Raw genomic sequence first — 26,828 nt, forward strand, 5'->3', positions numbered from 1 at the left:
AGGATGACAGCCAGCAAAAGCATAGATAGCCATCCATTCAACACATTGAAAATCGTATCGATGAACGCTTCGTCGACGTGACACCCCGCGAAACACTTAAAAAGAAACTCCCCTAGAAAACGAACGACAGCCTGAATCATTACTAGCAAAATAATCTGGACGAAAATATTCAGCCTAGAATATAGAGCTTCGATGCGCTTTAACATGCAATGCTCCTAGGTTTTTGGAGGTAAACAAGAATCAAGAAACGCATCGGCAACCGCCGCAATTGATGAGGCTCCGACACCGAAAATAACTTGCTTGAGTGCGCCAAACTTCACTGACATGGCGGAAACGATTAAACCCAATGCAGCCCAAACCAAATTTTTCGCCGTTTCGCATAGATTGTTGGCTAAATCTCTGTCACCTTTATCCAAAGCAATCGCGGCAGACAAAAACAGAACCCCGGCAACAAACAGCAGTGACAGCGCAGCAAAGACCAGCATCCCTTCTAATGGCGTCATGACTGTAAACAGAGCAGCGACACCCAGCACAATTGAAGATAGTCCTGCAGCTAAACCCGTATAAGCTAGAACGCCACCATCCGCCCCACCCGATATCTTATAAGCTCCTGCACCCGATTCGGTATCGGTAATGATGTAACCGGCGCCCGTCCAACCATGATAAGTGATTGGGTTTTGATGGGTGGTGACTTGTTTGCCGGATTCCACCGCTGCCCGGATATCGTTCTCAGTGTCGATATCGAGCGTGATTTGGCTTAACGCCGTTTCCAGGTTGTTCTGGTCAATCGTGTAGATGCGCTGGCCTTGGGCATTGGCGATGGCAATCGCTTTGACCGCACTGACGCCTTCGGCCTTTTGTTGCGGTGTGCTGAACAGCTGCTCCGGCACCAAATGCTCAAAGGCACTTAACATCGCACCATTGGCCTGGTTGAAGTCTTTCCAGGCGTCATAACAATTGATTTTGCTCTCGGTGTTGCTGGCGACTCGGTCGATATCCATCAACACGCCATCGAAGTTGACGTAGCGCGGGTTGCCAAACCAGTAATCGACGCTCATCGAGGTGCTGAACGTACCGTAGCTCGGTTGCCGGTAATAGACCATGTTGCTGACTTGCGCTGACAGCTCGCTTTGTACTCGGGTTAAGGCCATAGCCTTGCACCCCAGTCTGCAAGATGGCGCCGGTGAGCTGGTGTTGCTGATGCCATTTAGGTCTTGTGCTTCCAGTTTGGCTTTGGTTTGTTCCAGCTCGTTTTTTAACGTGTTCAACTGGTTGGCAGCAAGGCCCTGCAGGTCCAAACCAATGGCCTGGTATTCGCCGGCGATGACCGGGTTGTCGGTCAGTTGCCAGCCGCTGCGCGGGTTCCAATAGCCTTTGCGGGTGATGAGCTCTTTACCCAAACCATGATTGCCGTGGCTGAGCTGCATTTGCCCTTGCACGCTGAATTCGGCTTTTAGTTGTATCAGGTTAGCCGGTAGGCGTTTCGGTAAGTCTTCTACCGTTTGCGGGTTCGGCGGCAAAACGTTTATCAGCGTTTGCTCATCGGCAGCACTGGCCGGACGAAAGCTCAAGCTCAAACTTTTACCGGCGAGCTCCGGGGTGCTTTGCACAAAGCTGAACAGCACATTGCCACTGGTGCTCAGCAGTTCGTATTTGAACTGGTGACGCAGGCTGTCCGGCAAGGCTGAGAACGCGACACTGGTGTCGATGCGCTGGTAGCTTGGGTAACGGTCGAGCTGGTTGCTTTCGCGTTTGATGAGGCGCTGACCACCGATGACCTCTGCGACCGTGGCCTCTGGGTGCTGCTGATTCAAGAAGGTTTCGATTTGCTCGCGGTACTGGCTTAACTCGGTTTGCAGGTAAGCGCCATCCAGGTTCTGCACCCAGCCTTCGCTGTCGTTGACGGTGGCGCGCGCCTTTATTTCATTAGCGATGCGTTCGCCATCGAGCGGTACCGATTCTTGCAGGTTCAGGCCGCTCGCATACTGGTATTGCTTCAGGCTGGCATCGAGCGCCAGCCACTGGGCGCTGCCGTCATTGACAGGAAGTGTATTAAACACGCCATAGGCTTCCACCCAGACGTGTTCGAGTTTGATGAATTCGCCATCGGTGCCGAGCATCCGGGTGTTCGGGATGCCGCCCTGGCTCAGCAGGTTTTGCGCCGCTTCGATGGTTTGCACACCCCCTACCCAGTTTTGCACCACTTCTGGCTTCAGCCAGATGGTGCCGTAGCGATAACGGGCTGGGATGTTCGAGGCGCGCAGCAAAGCTATCAGCAGGCTGGAGGTGTCGAAGCTGTTGCCACGCAGGGATTGCAGCGTGTAATCGGCGCCTTGTATCGAGCCATAGCTCGGCACGAACCGCACCTCGTTGTAAACGAAATTGAAAATCTTGGCCGGATCGTGATTGAGCTCGGCGGCTTTGGCCAAAATCGCTGGCGTCAGTGGCGCGTCAATCGTGGCAAGCAAATCGGTGTTTTGCGGGGCTTGCGTGCTGGCACTGCTTGCCATTTGCGTGACGTTTGTGTCGCTGCCGGCTTTGGCGGTAACGACGTTCAGCGGCGCGCTGTTCTGCGATTGGCCGTTACCTGCAGATGCTTTACCTGAAACCGCTTTTGCTGGTGCAGGCTTTGCCGGCTCGACCGGTTGAATGGCTTGCAACAAGGCATTGGCGTCAGAGGCCGGCGCGCGCACGACGCGGTCTTCTGGGCCAAATGGCATGTTGTTGTCAAAGGCATGGTGAGCCTTTTGCGATTGCCACGGTGCCAGCGTATTGCGCAACATCGCAGCGATTCCAGACCACTCATCAACAGCGGCGTGATGCAGGCGCGCCGCATAACGTTGCAAGCTTGTGGATGCTTGTTGCCATTGCTGCTGCTCGGTCTCCGTCAACTCCAGTGCTTGCAAAGGTGAGGACAGGTCTTGCACCAAGGTCAGTGCGCGCAACAGTTGTTTGCGATGGTTTTCGGTTGGCGCTTGACGCAAGTGCTCGCTCAAAACATAGGCTTCGCGTAGGCGTGTATCCAGCAGCGCAAAAACCGTTTGTCCTCCGCCATGCTGATTGGCTTGCCATTTATCAGCAATGGCGTACGCCGCAGGGGTGTAAAACACAAACAGGTACAGCGACAAAGAACACCAAGCGGTGAACCGGGTAAACAAGCCGCCACGACGAACACCATGAAACCACGAATTGTTTTGCATGATTAAAATCCTTGTTTTCAACGGCAGCGACGACGGTTGGCCGCTGCCACGGCGGTGGCGTACAAATCAAACCGTTGCTCGGTTTGACCGCCCTTGCCATCGGCGACGTTCACCACAATGCGATGAATGCCGACTTGATTGTTCTGTGGTGTCCAGGTGATGACACCTGTTGCTTCATTGATGCTCATGCCTGCTGGCACGTTACCCAACGAATACACGAGATTATCGCCATCCGGGTCGCTAGCGCTGACCACGTACTGATAACTCTGGCCAATTTTGACTGAGGTTTTCGGCGCACTGTGAATGACCGGCGCATTGTTTGCTGCCTGCGGATCGCGCACCACAATATTGAAGGTTTGGGTAACGATGCCACCACGACCATCGGTGACCTGCACACGCACCATCACTTCGCCTATTTGGCCCACTTGTGGCGTCCACTGAATTAAACCGTTGGCGTCGATATGCATGCCTTCCGGTGCTTGTAGCAACTGATAGCTGAGTAAATCACCATCGCTATCGGTTGCCATCAGTTGGTATTGATAACTATTGCCCTGATCAATCAACTGACTTGGGGTGCTGGTGATTGCCGGAGGTTGGTTGCCCAGGTTTACGGTTTGTGACACCGGCAAGACGAATGATGTGGTTGCTTGCCCACCTTTGCCATCGGTTACCCGCAACACAATGCTGTGGTCCCCCACCGCGCTCGAAGACGGTGTCCACTGCAGCAGCCCGCTATTGTCGATAAACATTCCGGATGGAGCCTGGCTTAACGAAAAGTACAGCGCATCGCCATCTGGGTCGGCGGCCTGCACTTGATACTGCCAGGCTTCGTTTACCCGAGCGGCGCGGTAACTGGCAGGAGAAATCACCGGCGCCCGATTAGTCAGATCACCAGACACGTTCACCACAAAGGTTTGCACTGCAACCCCGCCTTTGCTGTCACCAACCGCCACGGCCACAGCGTTATCGCCGAGTTGCGGTAATGAAGGTATCCACTGGATTTTCCCGCTATCAGTAATGGTCATCCCGGCGGGTACTACACCAAATACATACGTTAACGCATCACCATCTTCGTCCCAGGCTTGGAGTTGGTATTCATACGCGGTGTTTACACGAGCTTCTGTCAGCGGTGCAGACAAAATGACAGGCTCGCGATTTGGGCCAACATAGCTCGACACCATCATCGAAAACCGCTGTAACGCGGTAGCACCGGTCAAGTCTTTTGCTTCCAACTCTACTTCATGCTGCCCGACATCCGCATTCGTAGGCGTCCAACGCAGTTCACCAGTTTCGCGGTTGATGCGCATGCCATTAGGTGCTTGCTTCAACGTAAACACCAAACTGTCACCAGCGTTGTCGTCATGCACTTCGGGCTTGTAGCGATAATGCGTCAAGGCTTGTGCTTGGAGTGGTGGCGTACTGACAAATGCTGGGGCCCGATTGTCTTGCATCACGCGCACCAGAAAGACTTGCTGGTCGCTTAGCTGGCCCGGATCCGTAGCGTGAATGTGGAACAACGCCGCCCCCGCCGTATTGTTGTTTTCTGCACACTCTGCCACTAACTGCGCTTCATCAACCTGCACCATTACATAGGCTTTTAGCTCTTGTGCCGTCAGCAATCGACTTTTCACTTGAATCGATTCGCCAGCATTGAGCCCCGGAATTGGCGCACTGGACACTTCCAGCACCGCAGGAAGCCCTTCATCCATGCGAAATACCACGGTACTCGCCGATGAAGGTTTGGTTCCTCGATTGCGAACCGTGGCCTCCACTTGGTAATACTGCCCCGCTTTCAGCAATTGCAGATTGCCAACATGCAAATCGGCCAACGCTCTGGCTGGGCGATCTAGAAACGCGTTTAAGCGGAAGGTGTTGTGTCGCAGCCAACTGCGTTCCGGCACCCGGGGTATGGAACCATCATCATTGATGTTGGTAATGGCGTAAGCATGTTGATTCCATAGGTCGCGAGTGGGCACCCAGCTCCCACTTGCGGATTCCAACACACGAATTCCACGGGTGTTGCTTTCATTGGAAGGAAGGACAATTTCTGCTTGGTTATCGTTATCGATATCGACGACCAAGGGATATTCCAACGTTGTTCCCGAGGTATTGGCTAATTGGTATCGCACCAGTCCCGTTTCACCGTCATACACCCGGAAAAATTTTTCATCGGCATACAACACCTCAGCCCTACCATCGCCCTCAAAATCAAACACCGATGAACCGGTACGATTGGAGCTGTAATCTTCAACGGGCGCGGTCCATTTGATACTGCCATCCGTCTCAAAAACGACATATCGGCTGTAACCGGCTACACCAATCTCCGGTTCGCCGTCACCGTCGAAATCGGCAACGGTTGGAGGCCCGCCGATACCGCCGCCAGGGATCGCGACTGGCCCCCAAATGGTGGTGCCGTTACTGTCCAGCAAATACACTTGGCCAGAAGCAACCAGCACAATCTCTGCTTCATCATCTTGGTCAAAATTGCCGACGGCATTCATGCCACTGCCAGCGCTGATGTCGCCTCGATGCCACCACACCTGACCATCGTGTCGGTATACGGTTCTTCCCGCAATAACCTCTTGCTTGCCATCGAGATCAATATCTGCAGCAATGGAGAGCACTCCGTAACTTTCCAAACCGCCGCTATCCTGATGACCACTCCACAGCAATTGACCTTGATGGGAGAACACTCGCGCACCATGCAGAATTTCTGGCTGGCCGTCGCCATCCAAGTCGGCAATCGAAATGCCGTCACGAGGTGAGGTTTTCGTTGGCCCGGTCGCGGCCGTCCATTTCAATACACCTTGGTGATCGAATGCGTGAAGTGCATTGCGACTTTCATTGGTGGCAACAATTTCCACCTTTCCGTCGCCGTCGATATCCGCCACCGCCACGCTACCCAAGCCATTAAGCTTTATGGTTTTGCTCACCCAATGCTGCTTTCCGGTGGCACCGTCAATGGCCGTGAGCCAATTGGTCCGTCGTTCAATGAAAACCAAATCCGGAGTGTCTCGTTGATCGATAACCTGGTCGCCATTGTCGTCGGTCAGTTGAGCTATCATCGGTGGCCCGAATACGTCCGCGTTGGCGCTGTTACCATCGACACCTTGCCAGCGCCACTTCTGTACAGGGTCCAAGACCCCTTCAGCCGGTGCATCGCTCATGCAATACTCGTGTGCTAGCGACACCGTTTCCGCCAGTCGATTATCCGGTTGCCAATGGAAAACGCCGGTTTCAGGATTGATGCTGGCGTTGGTATTGAGTAACGAAAAACCGTACTGCAAAACATCACCGACATCCGGATCAACGGCCTTGGCGTCATAGCGAAAACGAGTCTGCTCCGTTACCACATGAGGCGGTAATGAAACGAATGATGGTGCCCGATTCGGACGGAAGACCTGCAGCAAGTATTGCTGCTGATCAGATTGTCCTCGCTCATCACTCACTTTAATCGTGATACGTATGGTGCCGGTTAACTGGTCTGTTGGAACCGTCCACAGCACTTCACCGGAGTCCTGACTGATTGACATTCCCGGTACCGACTCTAGCAACTCAAAGGCCAAATTCGGAGAGTCCGGATCGGTTGCAATTACCGGATAGCGATAGGTGGCGCCAACGAAAGTCTGTTGCACTGGCTTACTGACAATAACCGGGGGCCAAAACTCTTCACCGAGATTGACTGCCAGCGAAAACTGTTGGGTATCCATTTCACCATGCGGATCTTGCACCCGAATTATTATTCGATGCTGACCGGCTTGCTCGGGCACAGGTAGCCAATAGAAAAAGCCGGTCTGCGCGTTCACTTGAAAGCCTTCAGGCGCTTCATCAATGCTGAACACCAAAGGTTCGTTTTCAGGATCTATCGCTGTTGCTGGGTATTGCCAAACGTTTCCCGGTTGTAAAACCAATTGTGAAGGAAGGCTGGAAAATTTGGGGGGCTGATTGATCGGCGCCAAGACATAAATGAGAAATGATTGGGTGTCGAAAGCGCCTTGCACGTCCGTCGCTTTGATGGTTACCGAATGCTGACCGATATCAGCCGGCGTTACCGTCCAGCTTAAATATCCCTCTTCAGTGATAGACAGCGCACTGGGCCCCTCTTCTAGCGAAAAGGTGACCTTCTCGTCCACTTCATTCAAGGCTCGTGCTTGATAAACGAAAGTATTTGGCACCCATACTTTATCTTCTGGGGTCGAAACAATGACGGGAGCTTGATTAGCACGTCCAGCGTTGAACTCGACCGCACAGCCGGGTTTGCTGGCTAAACTCACTGAAATGGTGTTCTGAGCCCTCAAGGTCGCGGATTTGACGAGAACTGAAACGCCTTGGTTAAAATCACTGGGGCGGAAAAGTGAAATATTGTTTAACCGAATATCCGCGCTTGAAATCCTGCAATACTGGTTTTCCCGGCCGCCATTCCACAGCGTGAACTGGACCTGTTCACCGGAGCGTGCAGAAAAGGATACGACTTCCGTTACAGGCTTACCCGTGCTGCGCTGAAATATCCGGTTTTCCAATAGTTCCAAGCCCGCTCCCTGCGCGCTTGGGTTAAATAACATACTCGCGAATACAAACAATGGCAGCCACATGCTGGCATCCATTCCAGAACGAATCATGACATTCCCCAACAACAACGTTACAAAATTCTGGTGCTTTTTTGAGCGGCGCAAAATATCCGAAACGGCATTTAAACTCAACGAAAATTTGCGGGTGAAAATTTAGGGATTTGATTGCCGTACCGTTAAAAAGAAGGGGTTTACCACGAGCAAAACAAAAACAGCGGCCTAAGCCGCTGTTTTTGTTGATAATTTGGTAGGCGCAATTGGACTCGAACCAACGACCCCCACCATGTCAAGGTGGTGCTCTAACCAGCTGAGCTATGCGCCTGTCGTTGAGGGCGCGTAAGTTACCATCGTCTTTGCGACTCGGCAAGCTTGGCGCTCAAAATTTTTCAGGAATTGACCGCCTCTGGATAAAAAATCAACGCATGCTCGTCGCAGGCCTGCAGTTTGGGGCAGAACTGGCAGTCTTTCAGGACTTTGTCCGGCAGGTTGTCGCGCTGGTCGCGGACAAAACCGAGCTTGGCGAAGAAATCCGGTACCCGGGTCAATGACAGCACCCGTTTCAAGCCAAGCTGCTTGGCCCGCTCGCAAAGATAGGCCACCATCGCCCGCCCCTGCCCCAAGCCTTGGTACTGCGGCCAAATACCAAGGCTGCGGATTTCAGCGATATCTTCGTTATAGATAAACAGCGCTGCGCAGCCGACGACTTTGCCGTCTTTTTTCGCCACAACAAAATCTTGCAGATGCGAAATCAAATCCGCACGCGAGCGTGGCAGGTTCTCGCCTTCTTTGGCCCAGTGATTGACCAACGCAATGATTTCCGGCACATCGTGTACTGTCGCATCACGCACTTCCAGTTGCTCGCTCAGGCTCAAGCCGTTGACACGCATTTTTGCTTGCGACAATGCTTCAACCACACGACGACGAGAAACACCGCCAAAGACATCGCGTTTTTCCAGACAGGAGTCGAGTGCCAACATCGGGTAAATATCGCTGCCGATCATTGGATGGAACTGCTGCAACTCCTCCAGCGACAATTCTTCCAGTGCTTTCTTTTTGTCCGCGGCAAACAACACAGCGCGACCGGCAATATGGTGCGCTTCTCTAAAAGGCACCTGTTTGCCGACCAAATAGTCGGCTAGTTCCGTAGCGTTCGAGTAACCGCGTTGCGCGGCAACTTTCGCCCGCTCCTTGTCAACGCTGATCGCCAGTACCGATTTCTCGGTCATGCGCAAACACAGGCTGGCGCTCTCAACGGCAGCAAACAACGCCTCTTTGTCTTCCTGCATGTCCTTGTTGTAAGCGAGCGGCAAGGCTTTCAAAGTCGTAAACAACGAAATCATAGAACCATATACACGGCCGGTTTTGCCACGAATCAATTCCAGTGCATCCGGGTTTTTCTTTTGCGGCATCAATGACGAACCGGTGGTCACTTCATCGCTGAGTTGCACAAAGCCGGCTTCGCCGCTGGCGTAGAAAATCAGATCTTCGGCCATTCGCGACAGATGCATCATTTGAATAGAAAGCGCTGACAGCAACTCCAGTACGTAATCGCGATCGGAAACCGCATCAAGCGAATTTCTGGTCGGCTCTTTAAAGCCTAGCGTTTTCGCCAATTTATGTCGATCGATGGCGTACGCGGTGCCTGCTAACGCACCGGAACCCAGCGGACATTGATCAGAATGCGCGATTACGCTTTCAATGCGCGTTACATCTCGTTCCAGCATTTCGACATAGGCCAGACACCAATGGGCGAAACGCAGCGGCTGGGCGCGCTGTAAATGCGTGTAACCAGGGAATACGGTATCGACATGATCATCAGCCAGCTGCAATAACGCGCGCTGCACACTGCGGCTCTCGGCCAATAGTTGCACGCAAGCCGTTTCCACCCACAGTCGCAAATCGGTCGCGACCTGATCGTTACGGCTGCGGCCGGTGTGTAATTTTTTACCCAAGTCGCCAACACGTTTGACGAGCTCGGACTCCACCCAGGAATGAATATCCTCTTCACCGGAACCCAAAATTTCCGCTGGATTGTCGTGGATAATTCGCAACAGCTGACGCAGTGCGCCGTGCAGGCGTGACATCTCTTCTTGTGTCAGCACGCCGGCGCGATGCAAGGCGCTGGCCCAAGCGACCGATGTTTGCACATCCTGTTCAGCCAAGCGGTAATCAAATGGCAGGGAATCATTGAACTGACGAAACAATTCGTTATCGGTGACCTGCTCGAAACGTCCACCCCAGAGTGTCGACATTGCTGGAACTTTCCTCAAAGACCAAAACAACAAGGTCGGCGTGACGCCGACCGGTTACACATCGAAACAAGCGTTCGCGTCAGGCTTGCCCGGTAGCTTTCAAGGCTCGGATGCGTGACGGCAAACTGTACAAACGGATAAAGCCTTCGGCATGGGCTTGCTGATACACCTCATCCTTGCCAAATGTCGCGAACGATTCGGAATACAACGAGTTGATCGACTGACGCTGAATCACGGTCGCCTGGCCTTTGAACAGCTGAACTACCACTTTACCGTTCAAGGTCTGAGCAAGACTGTCTACTGCTGCCAGAATCGCCCGCGTTGCCGGCACAAACCATTTGCCGTCGTAGACTTTTTCGGCCAAGTCCAGCGCCAGTTGCTGACGCAGCTTGAACGAGTCGCGATCAAAAACCAGTTCTTCCAAACCGCGAATCGCGTTAAACAAAATGGTACCGCCAGGCGTTTCGTAACAGCCGCGCGACTTCATACCGACCAGGCGATTCTCGATGATGTCGATACGGCCAACACCATGCTGCACTCCGAGTTCGTTCAAGGTTTTGACCACCTGCATCGGCGTCATCGTTTCACCGTTGACCGCTCTTACTTCGCCCTGCTCGATATCCAGTGTGACATTGGTTGGCGTATTCGGCGTTTCCTCAATGTTTTTGGTCCATTCCCAAACATTGTGGGTCGGCGCATTCCACGGGCTTTCCAGCTCACCACCTTCAGTGGACAGGTGAAAGGCGTTTTCATCTCGGCTGTAAATTTTCGTGGCACTGGCTGAGCAAGGAATATCGCGCTCGGCCAAATACGCCAGCAATTCCTCACGCGAACGCATCGACCAAATCCGCCATGGCGCAATCACGGGTAGATCTGGTGCCAAACCGGCAAACACCGTTTCAAATCGCACCTGATCGTTACCTTTGCCGGTGCAGCCATGCGATAGTGCATCAGCACCAACCGCGCGCGCCACTTCCACCTGGGCACGCGCCAGAATCGGCCGCGCCATCGAGGTGCCGAGCAGATAACGGCCTTCGTACAGGCAGCCAGCTTTCATCAACGGGTAAATGGCTTCGCGGGCAAATACCTCTTGCAGATTGACGACATGACAGCCGCTGGCACCGCTGGCGATAGCTTTTTTCTCTACGCCTTTCAGATCATCGAGAGATTGGCCGATATCGCCAACAAAACAGACCACTTCACACTCGTAGTTCTCCTTCAACCACGGCACAATCGCCGAGGTATCCAGACCACCGGAATACGCCAATACCACTTTTTTGAATTGCTGATTTTTCATGACAATTTCTCGCAAAATTTAAGCCGCATTGAACAGGTTCAGCAGAAGCGCGTTCTGCGCATGCAAACGGTTTTCCGCCTGGCGCATCGCCAGGCAAATATTGCTGTCGAACAGCGCTGAAGTGATTTCGACATCTCGATGCGCTGGCTGGCAGTGCATGACATGACCCGCGCCGGTTTCCGCGACCATCGTTTCGTTCAATTGATAAGGCTTCAATACCCGCTCCAGTTCACTGGCCGACTTGCTCTCGCCCATCGACACCCAGGTGTCGGTGTACAGCACGTCCTGCTGACCTAGCTGGTTCGGTTGATGAATCAAGCGAACGGTGGCACCGGTTTGCGCCGCGAGCGTTTGTGCTTTATCCAGCCATTCGGCTTTGCAGGCATATTTCTGCGGTGTCAGCACCGTGACGTTGACACCCAGCATCGCGCCGACCAGCAACAACGAATGCGAAACATTGTTGCCGTCTCCGACATAGGCGAGCTTCAAACCTTTCAGATTGCCATAGGTTTCTTTCAACGACAGATAATCCGCCAGCGCCTGGCAGGGATGCAGTTTTTCGCACAAGGCATTGACCACCGGTACCCGCGCATTTTTCGCCAACTCGGTCAAGGTTTGATGGGCAAATACCCGGGCGATGATGCCGTGCACCCAAACACTGAAATTGCGCGCGTAATCGGCAATCGATTCACGGACACCGATGCGTTCGTCTTTGTGGTCAAGATAAATGGCCTGGCCACCGAGCCGTTGAATACCCACTTCGAAACTCATCCGGGTACGCAAACTCGGCTTTTCAAACAGCATGACAATGCTTTTGCCGGACAGCGCGTGTTGAAATTTTTCTGGCTGTTGTTTGGCCAATAACGCCAAATCGAGCAAGCCTTCGGTTTGAGCCGGAGAGAACTCCAGCCCGGTCAAGTAATCTTTTTGCATGGTAAAACTCCAACCTAAAGTAATTGAGTGCCTTTACACCGCGAGAATGTGGGTGCCGATATCCTGTCCATGTGCATATCGTCGGATGGCATCCGGTTGGAGATAACTGGCTATGGTGACGTGTTTACCGAGTTGTGCGGCGGCCTGCATCGCAGCCATGACTTTGGCAATCATCCCGCCCTGGATCACGCCGTTGGCGATCTCCTGTTGAATTTGCGCCTTGGTCATTGATGCATGTGTTTTGCCTTCGGCGTCACGCACGCCGGAAACATCGCTAAGTAAAAGTAAATCCTGAGCCTTGGTCAGTGCGGCCAAACATACCGCAGCATCATCGGCGTTGACGTTACGAAGCTGCGATTGCTGATCGAGCGCGATGCTGGCAACAATCGGCACAAAGCCTGCGCCTAATAACGCTTGCATCATTTTGCCTTTACCCGGATCCACAATGCCTACGGCACCGAGGCTGGCATCCGGATGTGGTGAACAGACGGCACTGTCACCATCGGCCAGCGACACACCGACAGCATTCATGCCGACAACTTTTGCCGCTGACAATAATTGTTTGTTGACCTGACCCGCGAGCACGGCCGTGATCAGCGGCATATGTTCTGCCGGGCTTACCCGCAGGCCATTTTTCTTTTCGACCGGGTACTGCCAGTGGGCAAAATGGGCATCAACTTGTTTGCCGCCACCGTGCACCAGGATCAGCGGTTGTTTGGCCGCCAGCTCCTGCAACGCCGGCATCAGATTGGCAATGACGATCGGATCTTCGATTGCACCGCCGCTTAGTTTCACGACCACCGGATTCATCAGGCGTGCTCCAGTGGCAATAGGCCGGTGCGCATATCAAAACCGAAACGGATATTGAAACACTGCACGGCTTGCGAAGCGGCGCCTTTCAGCAAATTGTCGAGCGCTGAAAATACCGTCAGCTGACCGCGTGCTTCATCAAAGCGCCAGCCCAGATCGCAGAACGGTGTGTTCTCGACGTGTTGCACAGCCGGATACTGACCAGCGCCGAGCAAACGAACCATCGGCTGATTTTCGTAAGCCTTATTCAGCGCTTGATCGATATCGGTCGCGGTCACGCCGTTGTTGGTAAACAAATAAACACTGGCCAGAATGCCGCGCTTGTAGTTGCCAAGATGTGGTTGGAACACCACTGGCACACCCACGTTCTTTTCGATTTCCGGTTGATGGCGATGATTCTGCACACCATAAGGCGTCAATGACACTTCGCAGAAATGCGTGGACACCTGCGCTTTGCGGCCAGCACCGCTGACGCCGCTGGTGGCGCTGATGATCGGCAACGTACCGCTTTTTAACAAACCGTTCTTGCTCAGCGGCGCAATAGCAAGACTGGCGGCGGTAACGTAGCAACCGGCGCAACCAATCAAAGTGGCATTATTCAGCCCATCGGCATTCAGCTCTGGCAAACCGTAAACAGCTTTGCCGAGCAAATCGGGATTCGGATGGGTAAAACCGTAATATTGTTGATAGATACTGGCATCAGAGAAACGAAAACCGGCCGACAGATCGATAACGACTTTCGCTTTCTTCAATAACTCGGGCGTGTGATCGGCAGCGAATTCATGCGGCGTGCAAAGAAACACGACATCGGTGAAATCGCTAAGCTTTTCCGGCGAAAATGGCTCGACCGGCGCTGCCACCTGACCGCGGCTGCGCGCCTGAAAATGATGGAAAGGAAACTGGCCGGGCTGTTCGCCGGAATGGAACAATTGCAATCCACTTACTTGCGGATGTGCGGCCAGAATTTGCGTCAGTTCGGCGCCAACATATCCACTGGCGCCCAACACGGCTACATTCAACATATCGACCTCCGCAGGCGCCAAGGCCGATTAACCCTTTAGCGTTTGACGCCTGCCAATTCTTGCAGTTCTTCAATCAACTGGTGGGCGTCCTGCTCCGAGCGAGTGGCGATAAACAAGGTATCGTCACCGGCCAATGTGCCCACCACCAACGGGATACCACCGCGATCGAGTTCGTATCCCAAAATTTGCGCGCGACCTGGGCGAGTTTTCAACACCACCAGGTTCGACGCCTGATCAATGGAAACCAGCAGCGTTTCCAAAAACCGTTTCAACTCCGACGTGGTCGGCGGTACTGACAATTCTGACTGCGGTAAGGTGTAGCCATTCGGGCCTTTGAACACCTTCAGTTCAGTCAAGTCACGCGACAACGTCGTCTGTGTTGTTTCGATGCCTTTTTCAGACAGCAATTCGACCAATTGCTCCTGACTATGCACCTCATGTGTGACAATCAGTTCACAAATAATCTGTTGGCGACCCTGCTTACCCACGGGCACCGGTTCTGGTTTGCGAACGGTCATGTTGGCTCCACGAAAGCGAGAATACGGGCAATTACATTTTTATGCAACACTAAGCATAAAAATTCATTGTTATAATGCATATGCATTGGCATTATGCATACCCCACTATAGACCCTCAATGTTGATCACGGAAAATCATCATGGCGATACCTTCGACGATCGAGCTGCTGACTGAGCTGGTAGCGATTCCCAGCGTCAGTTCCACCGAAAGCCTCTGGGACCAGAGCAACGCACCGATCATCCATCGCCTCTCCGATGTGCTGAATACGCTTGGTGCTGAGGTCAGCATCCACGAAGTGGTGCACGAGCCGCGCAAGCTGAACCTGATTGCCCGCTTTGGTCAGGGAACAGGCGGCCTGGTGTTTTCGGGCCATACCGACACGGTGCCGTTCGATGCCGCTCGCTGGGCCACCGACCCGTTCACGCTGACCGATATCGACGGTCGCCTGCATGGCCTTGGCAGCACCGATATGAAAGGCTTTATCGCGGCCGCCGTTACGGTAGCCAGTCAAATCGACCAGAAAAAGCTGAAAAAGCCGCTGTACATCGTCGCCACCTGTGATGAGGAAAGCACGATGTCTGGAGGTCGTTGGCTGCAGGACAGCGATGCCCTGCACGCGAACTACGTGGTCATCGGCGAACCGACTGACCTGGTGCCGGTACGCGCCCATAAAGGCCACTTGGCGCACCGCTTATGCGCCCATGGCCATTCCGGCCACTCGTCAAATCCTGATGCCGGCATCAACGCCCTCGATGCGATGTATGAAGCGATGGGTGTGCTGATGCAATGGCGTTCCGACTTAAAATTGCTGCATCGAGATGAAAGCTTTGCCGTGCCCTACCCGACGCTGAATTTTGGTCGCCTGGCTGGTGGCGATGCCGTCAATCGCATTTGCCCGGAAGCGGTACTCGATTTCGATTTGCGGCCATTGCCCGGTATGGCCATAGAAAAGACCTATGATGATCTGCGTAAACAAATCGAAAAAATAAAGAACAAAACCAAAGCCACACTGGAGTTGCAGGAAATGTGGCCCGGTACACCGGCATTTGCGACGCCAATTGATACCCGCTTGGTCAGCACCGCAACCGAACTGAGCGGCAAATCCGCCATTTGCGTCAACTACGGAACCGAAGCGCCCTATTACCGAGCACTTGGCTCGGAAGTGATCGTCATGGGCCCTGGTAGCATCGATCGTGCCCACCAGCCTAATGAATACGTCACCCGGGAAGAACTGAAAGCTTGCGAACAATTTTTGTTGGCACTTGTTTACAAGCTACTCTGCTAATGGTGATGAGGTCACTGCAGTAACTTCGTCACTTTGTGGTAATTATTTCATAGCAAAGCGTCAGCATTCAAACGCACTCAAATAACCGTATGCCGACAAACAATAAGTTTTCTATAAGCAACACAATAGAAATAACTGAAATTTTATAACGACTATTGCGCTGAAAAAAATTGGCGGCAAAACTCGAAAAGCGCATTATTTCCGCCGCAAATCGCTTCACTTTTCTGGAGAAAGACAGAACAGCGTCTATACTTTTTATAGGTCATCGATATAAAGGGTGATGTGTTAGTGAGCTGTGTCTAGAGATCAAACGACGATCACAGCATCTTCAGACCGCCCCAATCACGATGATAGCGAGGGGAAACCGGAAACCGTTACCGCCAGCGCGAAAACCTCTCTCGATTGACGTGCGATACGTCGTAATCGTTGACAACAACAGCAATAAAACGATTTTTGCCCGCCATCGTCTGCCGCGCCCGGTGACGATTTTTTGTGTCTTACTCGCATTGATTTGGACGCGAACGCGTCATGACAATAACTTCCGACAACAATCCGGGCCTCATGTTGTCATCACCACGTGTCGAGCACCCGTTGTTCGACCCTAATCAAGCAAGGAGCACAACTATGCCTACCGAAAACATCAGTGAAACGGCGGCACAACGCGCGGAGCGCAGCAATGCGCATATGGAAAACGCTCGTAATGCCGCACGTTCTGGACGCGAGCATTTACGCGAAGCTGGCAGCCATGTCGGTGAAGGAGTACGCAACGCCCGCGCAGAAACTCGTGCCGCAATGGATGATTTCAAAACCGCTGCCAGTGAAACTTCACATGCCGCGACCGATCGTGGCGCCATTTATCTGGAACGCGCAGGCGACATGATTCGGGAACGCCCGCTGACCGCATTTGGTCTCGCTTTTGCCACGGGCTGGCTGGTGTCACGAGTATTCCGTGCCCGCTGAAAACAAGTGAACTCCCGGTTTCTTCGTCAGATGCGTTGACGCATCTGACGAAATCCGGAGTTTGCTTGTTACCGCAAGCAATCCCGCAAACAAGGAGAGTCGGATGAATCCCGAGCAAGAGACGCCTCGCTCAGAATCCCCCGCCAACAAGCCGGCGCAGGAATCACCTGTGAACAAATTGTTTGAACAACTGGACGCCGTGTTGCGTTTGGGTAAAGACAGTCTGAAACTTGTCGATCTGGAACTGCAACTGGCCGTTAAACAATTCCCGCGCATTCTTGCTATCACGCTGATTTCGCCGCTGCTGCTCGCGTTGATCTGGCTCAGTGCATCGGTGACCTTTGCCTGGCTGATGTTTGATATCTATCAACATCTGGGCATCGCTTTCGCCAGCTTTACGTTGCTGCAGATCGCCGCCTACCTGTTCTGTCGTTTGTGGTTGCGCTCGTTGAAGCGTCAGGCCTCACTGCCCTATACCCGCCAACTGCTCGGACTGACCGGATCACCTCAACACCAACAACGGAAACCAAACCATGAATCGGCTCCAACTTCACCGTGAAATCCGCCGCACCGCTGGCGATCTCGAACAACGCCAACAACAGGTGTTGACGGCCATGACGGCAACCCAACAGCGCTGGGCTCATCGCTTGCCGCCGCTGCTGGTTGTCGGCTCCGGTTTTGTATTGGGTCTTCGCCACGAACCAGGCAGCATCCACCACGGCATCAACCGCGTTTCCGGCTGGTTTGCGGCCGGCCTTTCGATGTTGGCCGACAAGCAACTGCGCATGGCAATGCAGCAGTTTGCCAAGAACAATAAAACGGATTCGACGACCTGAGCGGCGACCACACCAACCAAGATTGGCAACGAAGCGGAGTTGCCCAGGATTCATCTGGCCAATTTTTGTCCAGTCCGCGGTTCGATAGCGGATTTCTTCTGGCGTTTACGCCTTTGGTCTAACGCGCGCCGGCCCTTTGCGTGGTGCTATAATGCCGCCCGATTTTGCTGGGGCGAGCCATCTGCTCGTGCTCGATTGCCTCCCGAACCATACGTTGTCGCGTCCGCAACGCGTATCCCGTCCGGGTTCATCCATCTGGGGAATGTCCATGTCACAGTCACGCATTATCTACACGATTACCGATGAAGCACCGATGCTTGCCACCTATTCACTGCTGCCGATTGTGCAAGCGTTTACCAAGGCAGCCGGTATCACCGTGGAGACGCGCGACATTTCCCTGGCAGGCCGCATCATCGCCAACTTTCCGGAAAATCTGAGCGCCGAACAACGCCAGAACGATGACTTGGCTGAGCTTGGCGAGCTGTCGAAAACGCCGGAAGCCAACATCATCAAGCTACCGAACATCAGCGCCTCGATTCCGCAGTTGACGGCGGCCATCAAAGAACTGCAAGCACATGGCTACAAGGTTCCGGATTATCCGGTTGAGCCGAAAAACGATCAGGAAAAAGACATCAAGGCACGTTACGCGAAAGTGCTCGGTAGCGCTGTGAATCCAGTGCTGCGTGAAGGCAACTCCGATCGCCGTGTTGCCGCGCCGGTCAAAGCCTATGCGCAAAAGCATCCGCACAGCATGGGAGCCTGGTCGAAAGATTCCAAATCGCATGTCGCGCACATGTCGGCCAATGATTTTTACGGTAGCGAACAGTCGGTCACCGTCGATAGCGCAACGACCGTGAAAATCGAACACGTTGCCAACGACGGCACCGTTACCACATTGAAAGAGGGTTTGAAACTGCAAGCAGGTGAAGTCATCGATGCTTCGGCGATGAATGCCAAAGCGCTGCGCGCCTTTTTCGAAAAAGAAATTGTCGATGCCAAAAAGTCCGGCGTGCTGCTGAGCCTGCACTTGAAAGCAACGATGATGAAAGTATCCGACCCAATCATGTTCGGTCACGCGGTCACGGTTTTCTACGCCGATGTGTTCAAGAAATACCAGGACACATTCGCCAAGATTGGTGTTGATCCGAAAAACGGTATTGGCGATGTCTACGCCAAAATCAGCGCGCTGAGTGAATCGGAACAAAACGCCATCAAAGCGGACTTGAACGCGGTTTACAGCAAACAGCCAGCACTGGCGATGGTCGACTCCGACAAAGGCATCACCAACCTGCACGTACCGAGCGATGTCATTATCGACGCTTCGATGCCGGCAATGATTCGTGCCTCTGGCCAGATGTGGGGCCCGGATGGCAAGCAGCACGACACCAAAGCCATGATCCCGGACCGCTGCTACGCCGGTGTTTACGATGAGACAATCAAATTCTGTATTGAAAACGGTGCGTTCGATCCGCGCACGATGGGCAACGTTTCCAACGTCGGTCTGATGGCGCAGAAAGCCGAAGAGTACGGCTCACACGACAAAACCTTCTGCGTTGATAAAGACGGCGAAATTCGCGTCGTCGATGGCAACGGCAAAACCCTGATGCAGCATCGCGTTGAAGCCGGCGACATCTGGCGCATGTGCCAAACCAAAGATCTGCCAATCAAGGATTGGGTCAAGCTGGCCGTCACCCGCTCGCGCGTTACCGGTCAACCGGCGATTTTCTGGTTGGACAAAGCGCGTGCTCATGACGCGCAGCTGATTAAGAAAGTCGAAACCTACCTTAAAGAGCACGACACCACTGGCCTCGACATTCAAATCTTGTCACCGGTCGAAGCAACCCGTTACACGCTGAAGCGCGTCAAAGCCGGACAGAACACCATTTCCGTCACCGGCAACGTACTGCGTGATTACCTGACCGACCTGTTCCCGATTCTGGAACTCGGCACCAGCGCCAAGATGCTGTCGATCGTGCCGCTGCTCGCCGGCGGAGGTCTGTTCGAAACCGGCGCTGGTGGTTCGGCGCCGAAACACGTGCAGCAATTTGTCGAAGAGAACTACCTACGCTGGGATTCGCTCGGCGAATTCCTGGCACTGGCCGTTTCCATCGAAGATCTGGCGCTGAAAACCGGCAACAAGAAGGCCAAAGTGCTGGCCGATGCGCTGGACAAAGCCAATGGCGAATTCCTCGACAACGACAAATCCCCGGCTCGTAAAGTCGGCGGTATCGACAATCGCGGTAGCCATTTCTATCTGGCCATGTACTGGGCAAAAGCGTTGGCCGAACAGAATGACGATGCCGAGCTGAAAAACCTGTTCGCGCCGTTGGCGAAAACCCTGACGGAAAAAGAACAAACCATCGTTGCCGAGTTGAATGGCGTGCAAGGAAAAGCAGTGGACATCGGTGGTTACTACCAACCGAGCGAAGAAAAAACCTCGCAAGCGATGCGGCCAAGCAAAACGCTGAACGAAGCCATTTCAGCGTTGGGCGGGTAAGCGTTTAACAACGGAAGAAATAAATATCCCCGAGCAATCGGGGATATTTATTTCAAATCCAGCAAAAGTACGTTTGCTAGCGAAAGCATTAAGCTCAGACTGTCACATCTAGCAGTCTATTCGAAACCAGAATGTCCGACTCCCAACTTGAAGATCAGTAACTCCCTTTTGTTTCAGACGCAAGCCAGATCAGGTAATAATACACAGTGAACATGTGAGCATTTGACAGCTGATTGATCAAGATATCGCGTTGTATCTATATTGTTTAATGGTTCTCAGCAAATGTGGTAGACACTCAATAATGATTCCGATACGAATCATGCTGTCAGTCATCGCCTTGGCATCGCAGTTGGCCCTTGCCATACCCCCTCATCCATTTTCGATTGGCAACCCAACACAGCGATTGTCCGCTCTTGAGCAGCATCGACAACGACTGGGCTCTTTTGATGCCATGTATCAATACCTGAAGCAGGGTGACCAACACAAAAGCCTTGATGCTGGCCAACGCCAACTGCGCACTCACCATTTGGATGGCAAACCGTTTTACTACACATTGATTCCGCCACAGAGAATCATTGAAGGCAAACGTTACCCGGCAATTTTTTATTTGCACGGTGATGTCACCGCTCAACGCTGGCGAAGAAATGGACGCTGGTGGCCTTTTTACGATCTGGTCAAACAGGAGGAATATTTTCAGATATTTCCGGCCGGATGGCATGAAGCTCGCTGGTGGAGTGACTTACAGGTGGAAAATCTGCGCGGCATTCTCAATGAACTCAAAGCAGAATACGCCATTGATAGCAATCGTATTTTTCTCACTGGCTTGTCCGACGGCGGTAGCGGCATTTTCTATATAGCCGCCAGAACTCCGGATCTATTTGCCTTGGTTGCACCAGCGATAGGTAGCCCAACGGTTATTTCCTCCGCAGTAAATGGCGCCAATCAGGAAACCTATCCGATCAATTACCTGAACACGCGCATGCTTATCGTCAACGGTACAGCTGATAGACTTTATCCAGCTGATGCTATTGAGATCTACGCCAACTATTTTCGCTCGCTGGGTGTCGACGTGGAATTTATTGCAGTCAGCGGTTCGCATTCCTACCCAACATTTCGACATGCTCATGATTTGATGTTGGCGAAGGCTGCATCCATCAGTCGTAACCCCTTTCCGGAAACAGTTGTGATGGAGGTTGACGAGAATACAGCTTACCGCCGCGCACATTGGCTAGTTGTTGACAAGATCTCGCAGCCCACGAAAGAAAATCTATTGAAGGGACTGATGGAGCAAGACAATCCAAGGGCAATAGTCGAAGCTCAGGCAAGCGGTAACATGATCAATGTCTACAGTTATTCCGCTGAGCAATTCACAATACTGATCTCACCTGAACAGTTCGACTTGAACCGACCGTTGACAATTTATGTCAACCGCGAAAAAGCATTTGAACAACTGATCAGTCCGGATATTGATACACTGGTTGAGTACGCAGCCAAGGATATGGACCCGGCAAGACTATACGCCAAAGCCCTCAAATTCTCGGTGAAAATGGATGCGGCAAATTGAATTAGGAGGGGTTTGGCGTCCCGGAGACGATTCGAACGTCCGACCTGCCCCTTAGGAGGGGGCTGCTCTATCCAGCTGAGCTACCGGGACGGGGCCGGGCATTCTAGCGATTTTGACTCTGGCTCGCCAAGCTACTGTGACTCCGTAGCCTGGCGCTGACCTGAAGTACCACTGCCGGCGAAAAATATATGCCAACAGCCTATCCGTTCAAACGGCGTAATACTCGGTGTCCGGAATGGTCCAATCACAGGCATCGCCGACGATCAAGACTTTTAGGCTAGCGGTACGCGGTAACAACTGGCGGCGATAAAAATCGGCGGTAATGCGTTTGTTACGCACGAACGGATCGTCGCTAACATTGTTATGCAGAACCTGCAGTTGTTGCGCCCAAAGCCAACCGTAAATCAGGTAACCGGACAGATGCATGAAATGCACGGCATTGGCGTTGGCATGGTGACCACCTTTTTCGGCGTTGCTAAGTAGTGCATTCAATGCCTGCTCGAAGTCGTTGGCGGCGACTTTCAGCGCATCACGCCAGATCAAATCCGGATGATCGTGAGCCGTCTCGCGAATTTCATGCAGCAATACCTTGGCGGTTTCACCTTTGTTGGCAATCACTTTGCGGCCAACCAAATCCAGTGCCTGGACGCCGTTGGTGCCTTCGTAAATTTGCGCAATACGGGCATCACGTACCGTTTGCTCAACCCCCCATTCACGCACATAACCATGACCGCCGAGCACCTGCACACCGAGGTTGCAGGCATCAAAACCGGTGTCGGTGAAAAAGCCTTTGGCGATGGGAGTCAGCAGCGCCAACATCGCGTCGGCTTCAGCTTTCTGTTTTTCGTCATTACCGCGATGGGCGGCATCCAGCAGAGTCCCCATCCAGAGCGCCAGTGCACGTCCGCCTTCGTTGTAAGCACGCATCGTCATCAACATGCGCTGGACATCGCCGTGAACGATGATCGGGTCAGCGGTATTTTCTGATTGTTCGGCCCTGCCCTGTTTGCGTTCGACCGCATAACGCGCGGCGATTTGCCAGGCCAGTTCGCCAAGACCAATGCCTTGAATCGCGATGGACAGTCGCTCGACATTCATCATCGTGAACATCGCACGCAGGCCTTGATGTGGCTTGCCAATCAACCAACCTTTGGCACCATCGAGATTCATCACACAGGTGCTGGAAGCCTTAATACCCATTTTGTGTTCAATCGATCCGCAATGAATCGCGTTTCGTTCACCAAGGCTCAAGTCGCTGTTAACCAGCACTTTCGGCACCAAAAACAGCGAAATACCTTTTGTGCCTTCCGGTGCGTCAGGTAGACGAGCCAATACCAAGTGAATGATGTTGTCGGTCAGGTCGTGTTCGCCACCGGTAATAAAAATTTTTGTACCGCTGATTGAATAACTGCCGTCATTGTTCGGAGCGGCCTTGGTTTTCAGCAAACCGAGATCGGTGCCGGCATGTGGCTCGGTCAGGCACATCGCACCAGCCCATTCGCCGCTCAGGAGTTTCGGCAAATAAGTGGATTTGAGCGCGTCGTCGCCATGGGCGCTGAGGCATTCAGTAGCACCGTTGGTCAATGAGGAATAAAGACAAAACGAGGTATTGGCACCATAAATCATTTCTTCGATCGCGACATGCAACGCGCGCGGCAAACCTTGTCCACCATAGTTCGGATCACCACAGAGCGATTGCCAGCCACTTTCGGCAAATTGCTTCCAGGCTTCCTTGAAGCCCTTCGGTGTGCGCACCACACCGTTTTCGAAATGACAGCCTTCTTCATCACCGCTGCGGTTGATTGGCGACAACACTTCGCCGCAGAACTTGCCGGCCTCTTCCAGCACCGCATCGAGCAAGCTGTCGTCGAGATCAGCGGAGCCGGTAAGTGCCTGCCATTTTTCCGGTAGCTTCAACCAGTCTTTCAACAGAAACTGGTAGTCCCGCAGCGGTGCTTTGTAAGTCATGTTCAACTCCGTAAGTGAAAAATCATTATCGCGTATGTTCAATCAATAACTTCAGCGCGAACTGCACAGCCTGTTCGCGTACTTGTTTTCTATCGCCAGTGAATTGTTCGACCAGCGCATTGGTAAAACCGGTTTTGTCACTGAGCGCAAACCAGACGGTACCGACCGGCTTTGCTTCGCTACCGCCGTCAGGCCCGGCAATGCCAGACACTGACAAGGCAATGTCAGCATCGCTGTGTTCGAGCGTGCCTTTGGCCATCGCAATGACGGTTGCCTCGCTGACCGCGCCGTGACGCTCCAGCGTTTCGGCCGGCACATCGAGGCACTCGATTTTTGCGGCATTGCTGTAAGTGACAAAACCACGATCAAACCAGCGCGAACTGCCAGCCAAGCCGGTGCAAGCCGCGGCAATCATTCCGCCGGTGCAGGATTCGGCCAGCGCCAGCCTCTTGCCCTGTCGCAATAGTTGTTCGGCGAGTTTTTGTACCAGTCCATCCATTCTTCTTCTCCTTGCCATCACACCAATCATGGTAGTGCTAGAGCTTGCTCGCCACTACCGATAGAATGCGCGGCATGAAAACTGCCGAACTCGACTTAAGCCACCACACGCCGATGATGCAGCAATATTTGCGCATCAAGGCGGCTCATCCATCGCACCTGCTGTTCTACCGCATGGGCGATTTCTATGAGCTGTTCTACGACGATGCGCAAACCGCCGCCCAGGCGCTCGACATTACACTGACCAAGCGCGGCCAGTCGGCCGGCGAACCGATTCCGATGGCCGGGGTGCCATGGCACGCGATGGAGCCCTACCTCGCCAAGCTGGTGAAGATGGGGTTCACCGTCGCGCTCTGCGAGCAGCTTGGTGACCCGGCGACCAGCAAAGGTCCGGTCGAGCGCGACGTCGTGCGTATCGTCACACCCGGCACGCTTTCCGACGAAGATCTGCTCGACGAAAAGCGCGATAACCTGATTCTAGCGATAACGCGAAGGTCTGACCACTTTGGCGTAGCAAGCCTGGAATTGGCAAGTGGCCGATTTTCATTAAACGAGCCGAAATCGCTGCCCGAACTCTGCGCCGAACTGCACCGCCTGCAGCCGGCCGAAGTGCTGCTCGACGACGCGCTGAGCGAACTGGAATTGCCCAATATTGGCGCCCAGCGCCTGTGCCCGACCTGGCAATTTGAAACGGCCAGCGGCGTCGAACAATTGCAGCGTCATTTTCAGGTGAAAAGCCTCGATGGCTTCGGCCTCAATGGCATTGATGGCGGCATCGGCGCCGCCGCCGCGCTATTGCAGTACGTGCGAGACACTCAGCGCTCGGCAATTCCACACCTGAAAGCGCCGCAATTGGAACTGCTGCACGATGCGATGCAGCTCGACCCGGCGACTCGGCGCAATCTGGAAATTTCCTCGAATATCCGTGGCGGAGATGAACACACGCTGTTCCGAGTGCTAGACAACACCGCGACGCCAATGGGTTCGCGCCTGCTGAAACGCTGGCTGCACCGGCCGCTGGCCGTACGAACAGCGATTGAACAGCGCTTGCAGGCGATTGCCGCCCTGATCGAGCAATCACCACTCACTGACTGGCAAAAAGCGCTGCGCGCCGTCGGTGACATGGAGCGGGTGCTCGCCCGGGTTGCGCTCGGTAATGCCAGGCCGCGCGATCTGGTGCGCTTGCGTCAGGCCTTTGCCCAGCTGCCAGCAATGATTGCTCGCGTTGAAAAGATCGGCAGTCCAGCGCTGCAAACGCTGACGACTGGCCTGAAAGCATTCCCCGAACATTTGGCGCTGCTACAGAAAGCTATTGTCGATGAACCACCGGCACTGGTCCGCGACGGCGGTGTCATAGCACCCGGCTACCACAGCGAGCTCGATGAACTGCGTGAGCTTTCCGAAGGTGTCGATGGTTTCCTCGCTCGCATCGAAGCCGAAGAAAAAACCAAAACCCAGATCAGCACACTGCGCGCCGGCTTCAACAAAATCCACGGCTTTTTCCTGGAAATCTCCCGTGGCCAAGCCCATCTGGCGCCCGCCCACTATGTCCGCCGGCAAACACTGAAAAACAGCGAACGCTTTGTCACCGAGGCGCTGACAGCCCAGGAAGAACGGGTGTTGAAAGGCAGTGCCCGGGCGCTGATGCTGGAAAAGCAGCTTTATGAAGCCGTTCTCGATACGCTACGCGCCGATATCAGCGCGCTGCAAGCCTGCGCCGAAAGCCTGTCGGTGCTCGATGTGCTGGTCAATCTGGCGGAGCGAGCCGAGACGCTGCATTACCGCCGGCCGCACATTCGTGACGACAGCGGTATTCGCATTCGCAATGGCCGCCATCCGGTCGTTGAAGTATTTGCCAGCGAGCCATTCATAGCCAACGACGTTGAGCTCAATCCTGAGCAACGCACACAAATCATCACCGGCCCGAACATGGGCGGCAAATCCACGTATATGCGGCAAACGGCGCTGATCTGCCTGCTCGCTCATGTTGGCTCGTTTGTGCCGGCCGAAGCGGCCGAGATCGGCATTGTCGATCGGATTTTCACCCGCATTGGCGCTTCCGATGATGTCGCTGGCGGCGCTTCGACGTTCATGGTCGAGATGAACGAAACGGCGAATATCTTGCACCACGCGACACCGCGCAGCTTGATCCTGCTCGATGAAATCGGCCGTGGCACCAGCACCTATGACGGCCTGGCGCTGGCATGGGCCTGCGTCGAGCATATTCACCAGCGACTGCAAGCGCTGACGTTGTTCGCCACCCATTATTTTGAGCTGACCCGTTTGCCGGATAAAATGGCCGGCATGGTTAACCGCCACGTCAGCGCCACCGAGCACGGTGATACCATTGTCTTTCTGCATCGTATCGAAGCCGGTGCGGCCAGCAAAAGCTACGGTATTCATGTGGCGCAACTGGCCGGTTTGCCAGCCAGCGTCATTGCGCTGGCACGAGCGCACTTGGGCCAGCTGGAAACGCTGACGCCGGTGGCTGGCGCGTCAACACAACGGATTCAGGATCCAGCATTGGCAATGCTCGATGCCATCGATACCGATCGCATCACACCGCGCGAAGCGCTGGATTTGCTATACCAATTGAAGTCACTGCGAAATTAAGGAACC

17 protein-coding genes and 2 tRNA genes are annotated in these 26,828 nt (G+C 53.7%); 7 read left to right on the plus strand and 12 right to left on the minus strand.

Going from position 1 to position 26,828, the window contains the following annotated elements:
• Nucleotides 1-215: 215 nt before the first annotated feature.
• The 9 genes from E2H98_RS01920 to argR form a co-directional block, all read right to left on the minus strand.
• Nucleotides 216-3,200: a transglutaminase-like domain-containing protein gene (locus E2H98_RS01920; protein ID WP_157591212.1), complete on the minus strand. Its 2,985-nt coding sequence runs from the start codon at nt 3,198-3,200 to the stop codon at nt 216-218.
• 17 nt (nt 3,201-3,217) lie between these two features.
• Nucleotides 3,218-7,333: a putative Ig domain-containing protein gene (locus tag E2H98_RS01925; RefSeq protein ID WP_198325209.1), complete on the minus strand. Its 4,116-nt coding sequence runs from the start codon at nt 7,331-7,333 to the stop codon at nt 3,218-3,220.
• A 680-nt stretch (nt 7,334-8,013) separates the two neighbouring features.
• Nucleotides 8,014-8,090: transfer RNA gene (locus E2H98_RS01930), tRNA-Val, on the minus strand.
• A gap of 64 nt (nt 8,091-8,154) precedes the next feature.
• Nucleotides 8,155-10,020, minus strand: coding sequence for an argininosuccinate lyase (argH, locus tag E2H98_RS01935; RefSeq protein ID WP_133592815.1), 1,866 nt, complete (start codon nt 10,018-10,020; stop codon nt 8,155-8,157).
• Between the two features lie 79 nt (nt 10,021-10,099).
• Nucleotides 10,100-11,317, minus strand: a complete 1,218-nt coding sequence (locus E2H98_RS01940) for an argininosuccinate synthase (protein ID WP_133592816.1) — start codon at nt 11,315-11,317, stop codon at nt 10,100-10,102.
• 18 nt (nt 11,318-11,335) lie between these two features.
• Nucleotides 11,336-12,250: an ornithine carbamoyltransferase gene (gene argF, locus E2H98_RS01945; RefSeq protein WP_133592818.1), complete on the minus strand. Its 915-nt coding sequence runs from the start codon at nt 12,248-12,250 to the stop codon at nt 11,336-11,338.
• A 33-nt stretch (nt 12,251-12,283) separates the two neighbouring features.
• Complete coding sequence (argB, locus tag E2H98_RS01950; RefSeq protein WP_133592820.1) at nt 12,284-13,060, minus strand: acetylglutamate kinase; 777 nt, start codon at nt 13,058-13,060, stop codon at nt 12,284-12,286.
• Nucleotides 13,060-14,082: an N-acetyl-gamma-glutamyl-phosphate reductase gene (argC, locus tag E2H98_RS01955; protein ID WP_133592822.1), complete on the minus strand. Its 1,023-nt coding sequence runs from the start codon at nt 14,080-14,082 to the stop codon at nt 13,060-13,062. Before argC ends, argB begins: the two co-directional genes overlap by 1 nt.
• A 35-nt stretch (nt 14,083-14,117) precedes the next feature.
• Nucleotides 14,118-14,600 (minus strand): arginine repressor, encoded by a 483-nt coding sequence (gene argR, locus E2H98_RS01960; protein ID WP_133592824.1) that lies wholly within the window; start codon nt 14,598-14,600, stop codon nt 14,118-14,120.
• Nucleotides 14,601-14,740: 140 nt separating this feature from the next.
• On the opposite strand from argR, the gene argE reads away from it, so the two are divergent.
• The 6 genes from argE (at nt 14,741) to E2H98_RS01990 (ending at nt 21,743) form a co-directional block, all read left to right on the plus strand.
• Nucleotides 14,741-15,886, plus strand: a complete 1,146-nt coding sequence (argE, locus tag E2H98_RS01965; RefSeq protein ID WP_133592826.1) for an acetylornithine deacetylase — start codon at nt 14,741-14,743, stop codon at nt 15,884-15,886.
• Between the two features lie 624 nt (nt 15,887-16,510).
• Nucleotides 16,511-16,846, plus strand: a complete 336-nt coding sequence (locus E2H98_RS01970) for a hypothetical protein (RefSeq protein ID WP_133592828.1) — start codon at nt 16,511-16,513, stop codon at nt 16,844-16,846.
• A 169-nt stretch (nt 16,847-17,015) separates the two neighbouring features.
• On the plus strand, nt 17,016-17,405 hold the full coding sequence (locus E2H98_RS01975) for a hypothetical protein (protein WP_133592830.1): 390 nt from the start codon (nt 17,016-17,018) through the stop codon (nt 17,403-17,405).
• On the plus strand, nt 17,380-17,682 hold the full coding sequence (locus E2H98_RS01980) for a hypothetical protein (protein ID WP_133592832.1): 303 nt from the start codon (nt 17,380-17,382) through the stop codon (nt 17,680-17,682). Before E2H98_RS01975 ends, E2H98_RS01980 begins: the two co-directional genes overlap by 26 nt.
• Nucleotides 17,683-17,950: 268 nt before the next feature.
• Complete coding sequence (locus tag E2H98_RS01985; RefSeq protein WP_198325210.1) at nt 17,951-20,179, plus strand: NADP-dependent isocitrate dehydrogenase; 2,229 nt, start codon at nt 17,951-17,953, stop codon at nt 20,177-20,179.
• A gap of 319 nt (nt 20,180-20,498) precedes the next feature.
• Nucleotides 20,499-21,743: a hypothetical protein gene (locus E2H98_RS01990; RefSeq protein ID WP_133592836.1), complete on the plus strand. Its 1,245-nt coding sequence runs from the start codon at nt 20,499-20,501 to the stop codon at nt 21,741-21,743.
• A 13-nt stretch (nt 21,744-21,756) separates the two neighbouring features.
• Here E2H98_RS01990 and E2H98_RS01995 read toward each other — a convergent pair.
• From E2H98_RS01995 to E2H98_RS02005, 3 genes are all read right to left on the minus strand, one after another.
• Nucleotides 21,757-21,833 (minus strand) — tRNA-Arg (locus E2H98_RS01995).
• Between the two features lie 117 nt (nt 21,834-21,950).
• Nucleotides 21,951-23,711, minus strand: coding sequence for an acyl-CoA dehydrogenase family protein (locus E2H98_RS02000; RefSeq protein ID WP_133592838.1), 1,761 nt, complete (start codon nt 23,709-23,711; stop codon nt 21,951-21,953).
• A 25-nt stretch (nt 23,712-23,736) separates the two neighbouring features.
• Nucleotides 23,737-24,210 carry a CinA family protein gene (locus tag E2H98_RS02005; RefSeq protein ID WP_198325211.1) on the minus strand — a complete coding sequence of 158 codons (474 nt, stop codon included), beginning with the start codon at nt 24,208-24,210 and terminating at the stop codon, nt 23,737-23,739.
• A gap of 74 nt (nt 24,211-24,284) precedes the next feature.
• On the opposite strand from E2H98_RS02005, the gene mutS reads away from it, so the two are divergent.
• Nucleotides 24,285-26,822, plus strand: coding sequence for a DNA mismatch repair protein MutS (gene mutS / locus E2H98_RS02010; RefSeq protein ID WP_133592842.1), 2,538 nt, complete (start codon nt 24,285-24,287; stop codon nt 26,820-26,822).
• The last annotated feature ends 6 nt before the right edge of the window (nt 26,823-26,828 follow it).

This window comes from Permianibacter aggregans, from assembly GCF_009756665.1.
GTDB lineage: Bacteria > Pseudomonadota > Gammaproteobacteria > Enterobacterales > Permianibacteraceae > Permianibacter > Permianibacter aggregans.

Coding starts and splice junctions, on each gene's coding strand:
- argE (WP_133592826.1), top strand. CDS start 14,741: ATGGCGATACCTTCGACGATCGAGCTGCTGACTGAGCTGGTAGCGATT.
- E2H98_RS01985 (WP_198325210.1), top strand. CDS start 17,951: ATGTCACAGTCACGCATTATCTACACGATTACCGATGAAGCACCGATG.
- E2H98_RS01980 (WP_133592832.1), top strand. CDS start 17,380: ATGAATCGGCTCCAACTTCACCGTGAAATCCGCCGCACCGCTGGCGAT.
- argB (WP_133592820.1), bottom strand. CDS start 13,060: ATGAATCCGGTGGTCGTGAAACTAAGCGGCGGTGCAATCGAAGATCCG.
- argH (WP_133592815.1), bottom strand. CDS start 10,020: ATGTCGACACTCTGGGGTGGACGTTTCGAGCAGGTCACCGATAACGAA.
- mutS (WP_133592842.1), top strand. CDS start 24,285: ATGAAAACTGCCGAACTCGACTTAAGCCACCACACGCCGATGATGCAG.
- E2H98_RS02000 (WP_133592838.1), bottom strand. CDS start 23,711: ATGACTTACAAAGCACCGCTGCGGGACTACCAGTTTCTGTTGAAAGAC.
- argC (WP_133592822.1), bottom strand. CDS start 14,082: ATGTTGAATGTAGCCGTGTTGGGCGCCAGTGGATATGTTGGCGCCGAA.
- E2H98_RS02005 (WP_198325211.1), bottom strand. CDS start 24,210: ATGGATGGACTGGTACAAAAACTCGCCGAACAACTATTGCGACAGGGC.
- argR (WP_133592824.1), bottom strand. CDS start 14,600: ATGACCGTTCGCAAACCAGAACCGGTGCCCGTGGGTAAGCAGGGTCGC.
- E2H98_RS01970 (WP_133592828.1), top strand. CDS start 16,511: ATGCCTACCGAAAACATCAGTGAAACGGCGGCACAACGCGCGGAGCGC.
- E2H98_RS01940 (WP_133592816.1), bottom strand. CDS start 11,317: ATGAAAAATCAGCAATTCAAAAAAGTGGTATTGGCGTATTCCGGTGGT.
- argF (WP_133592818.1), bottom strand. CDS start 12,250: ATGCAAAAAGATTACTTGACCGGGCTGGAGTTCTCTCCGGCTCAAACC.
- E2H98_RS01920 (WP_157591212.1), bottom strand. CDS start 3,200: ATGCAAAACAATTCGTGGTTTCATGGTGTTCGTCGTGGCGGCTTGTTT.
- E2H98_RS01990 (WP_133592836.1), top strand. CDS start 20,499: ATGCTGTCAGTCATCGCCTTGGCATCGCAGTTGGCCCTTGCCATACCC.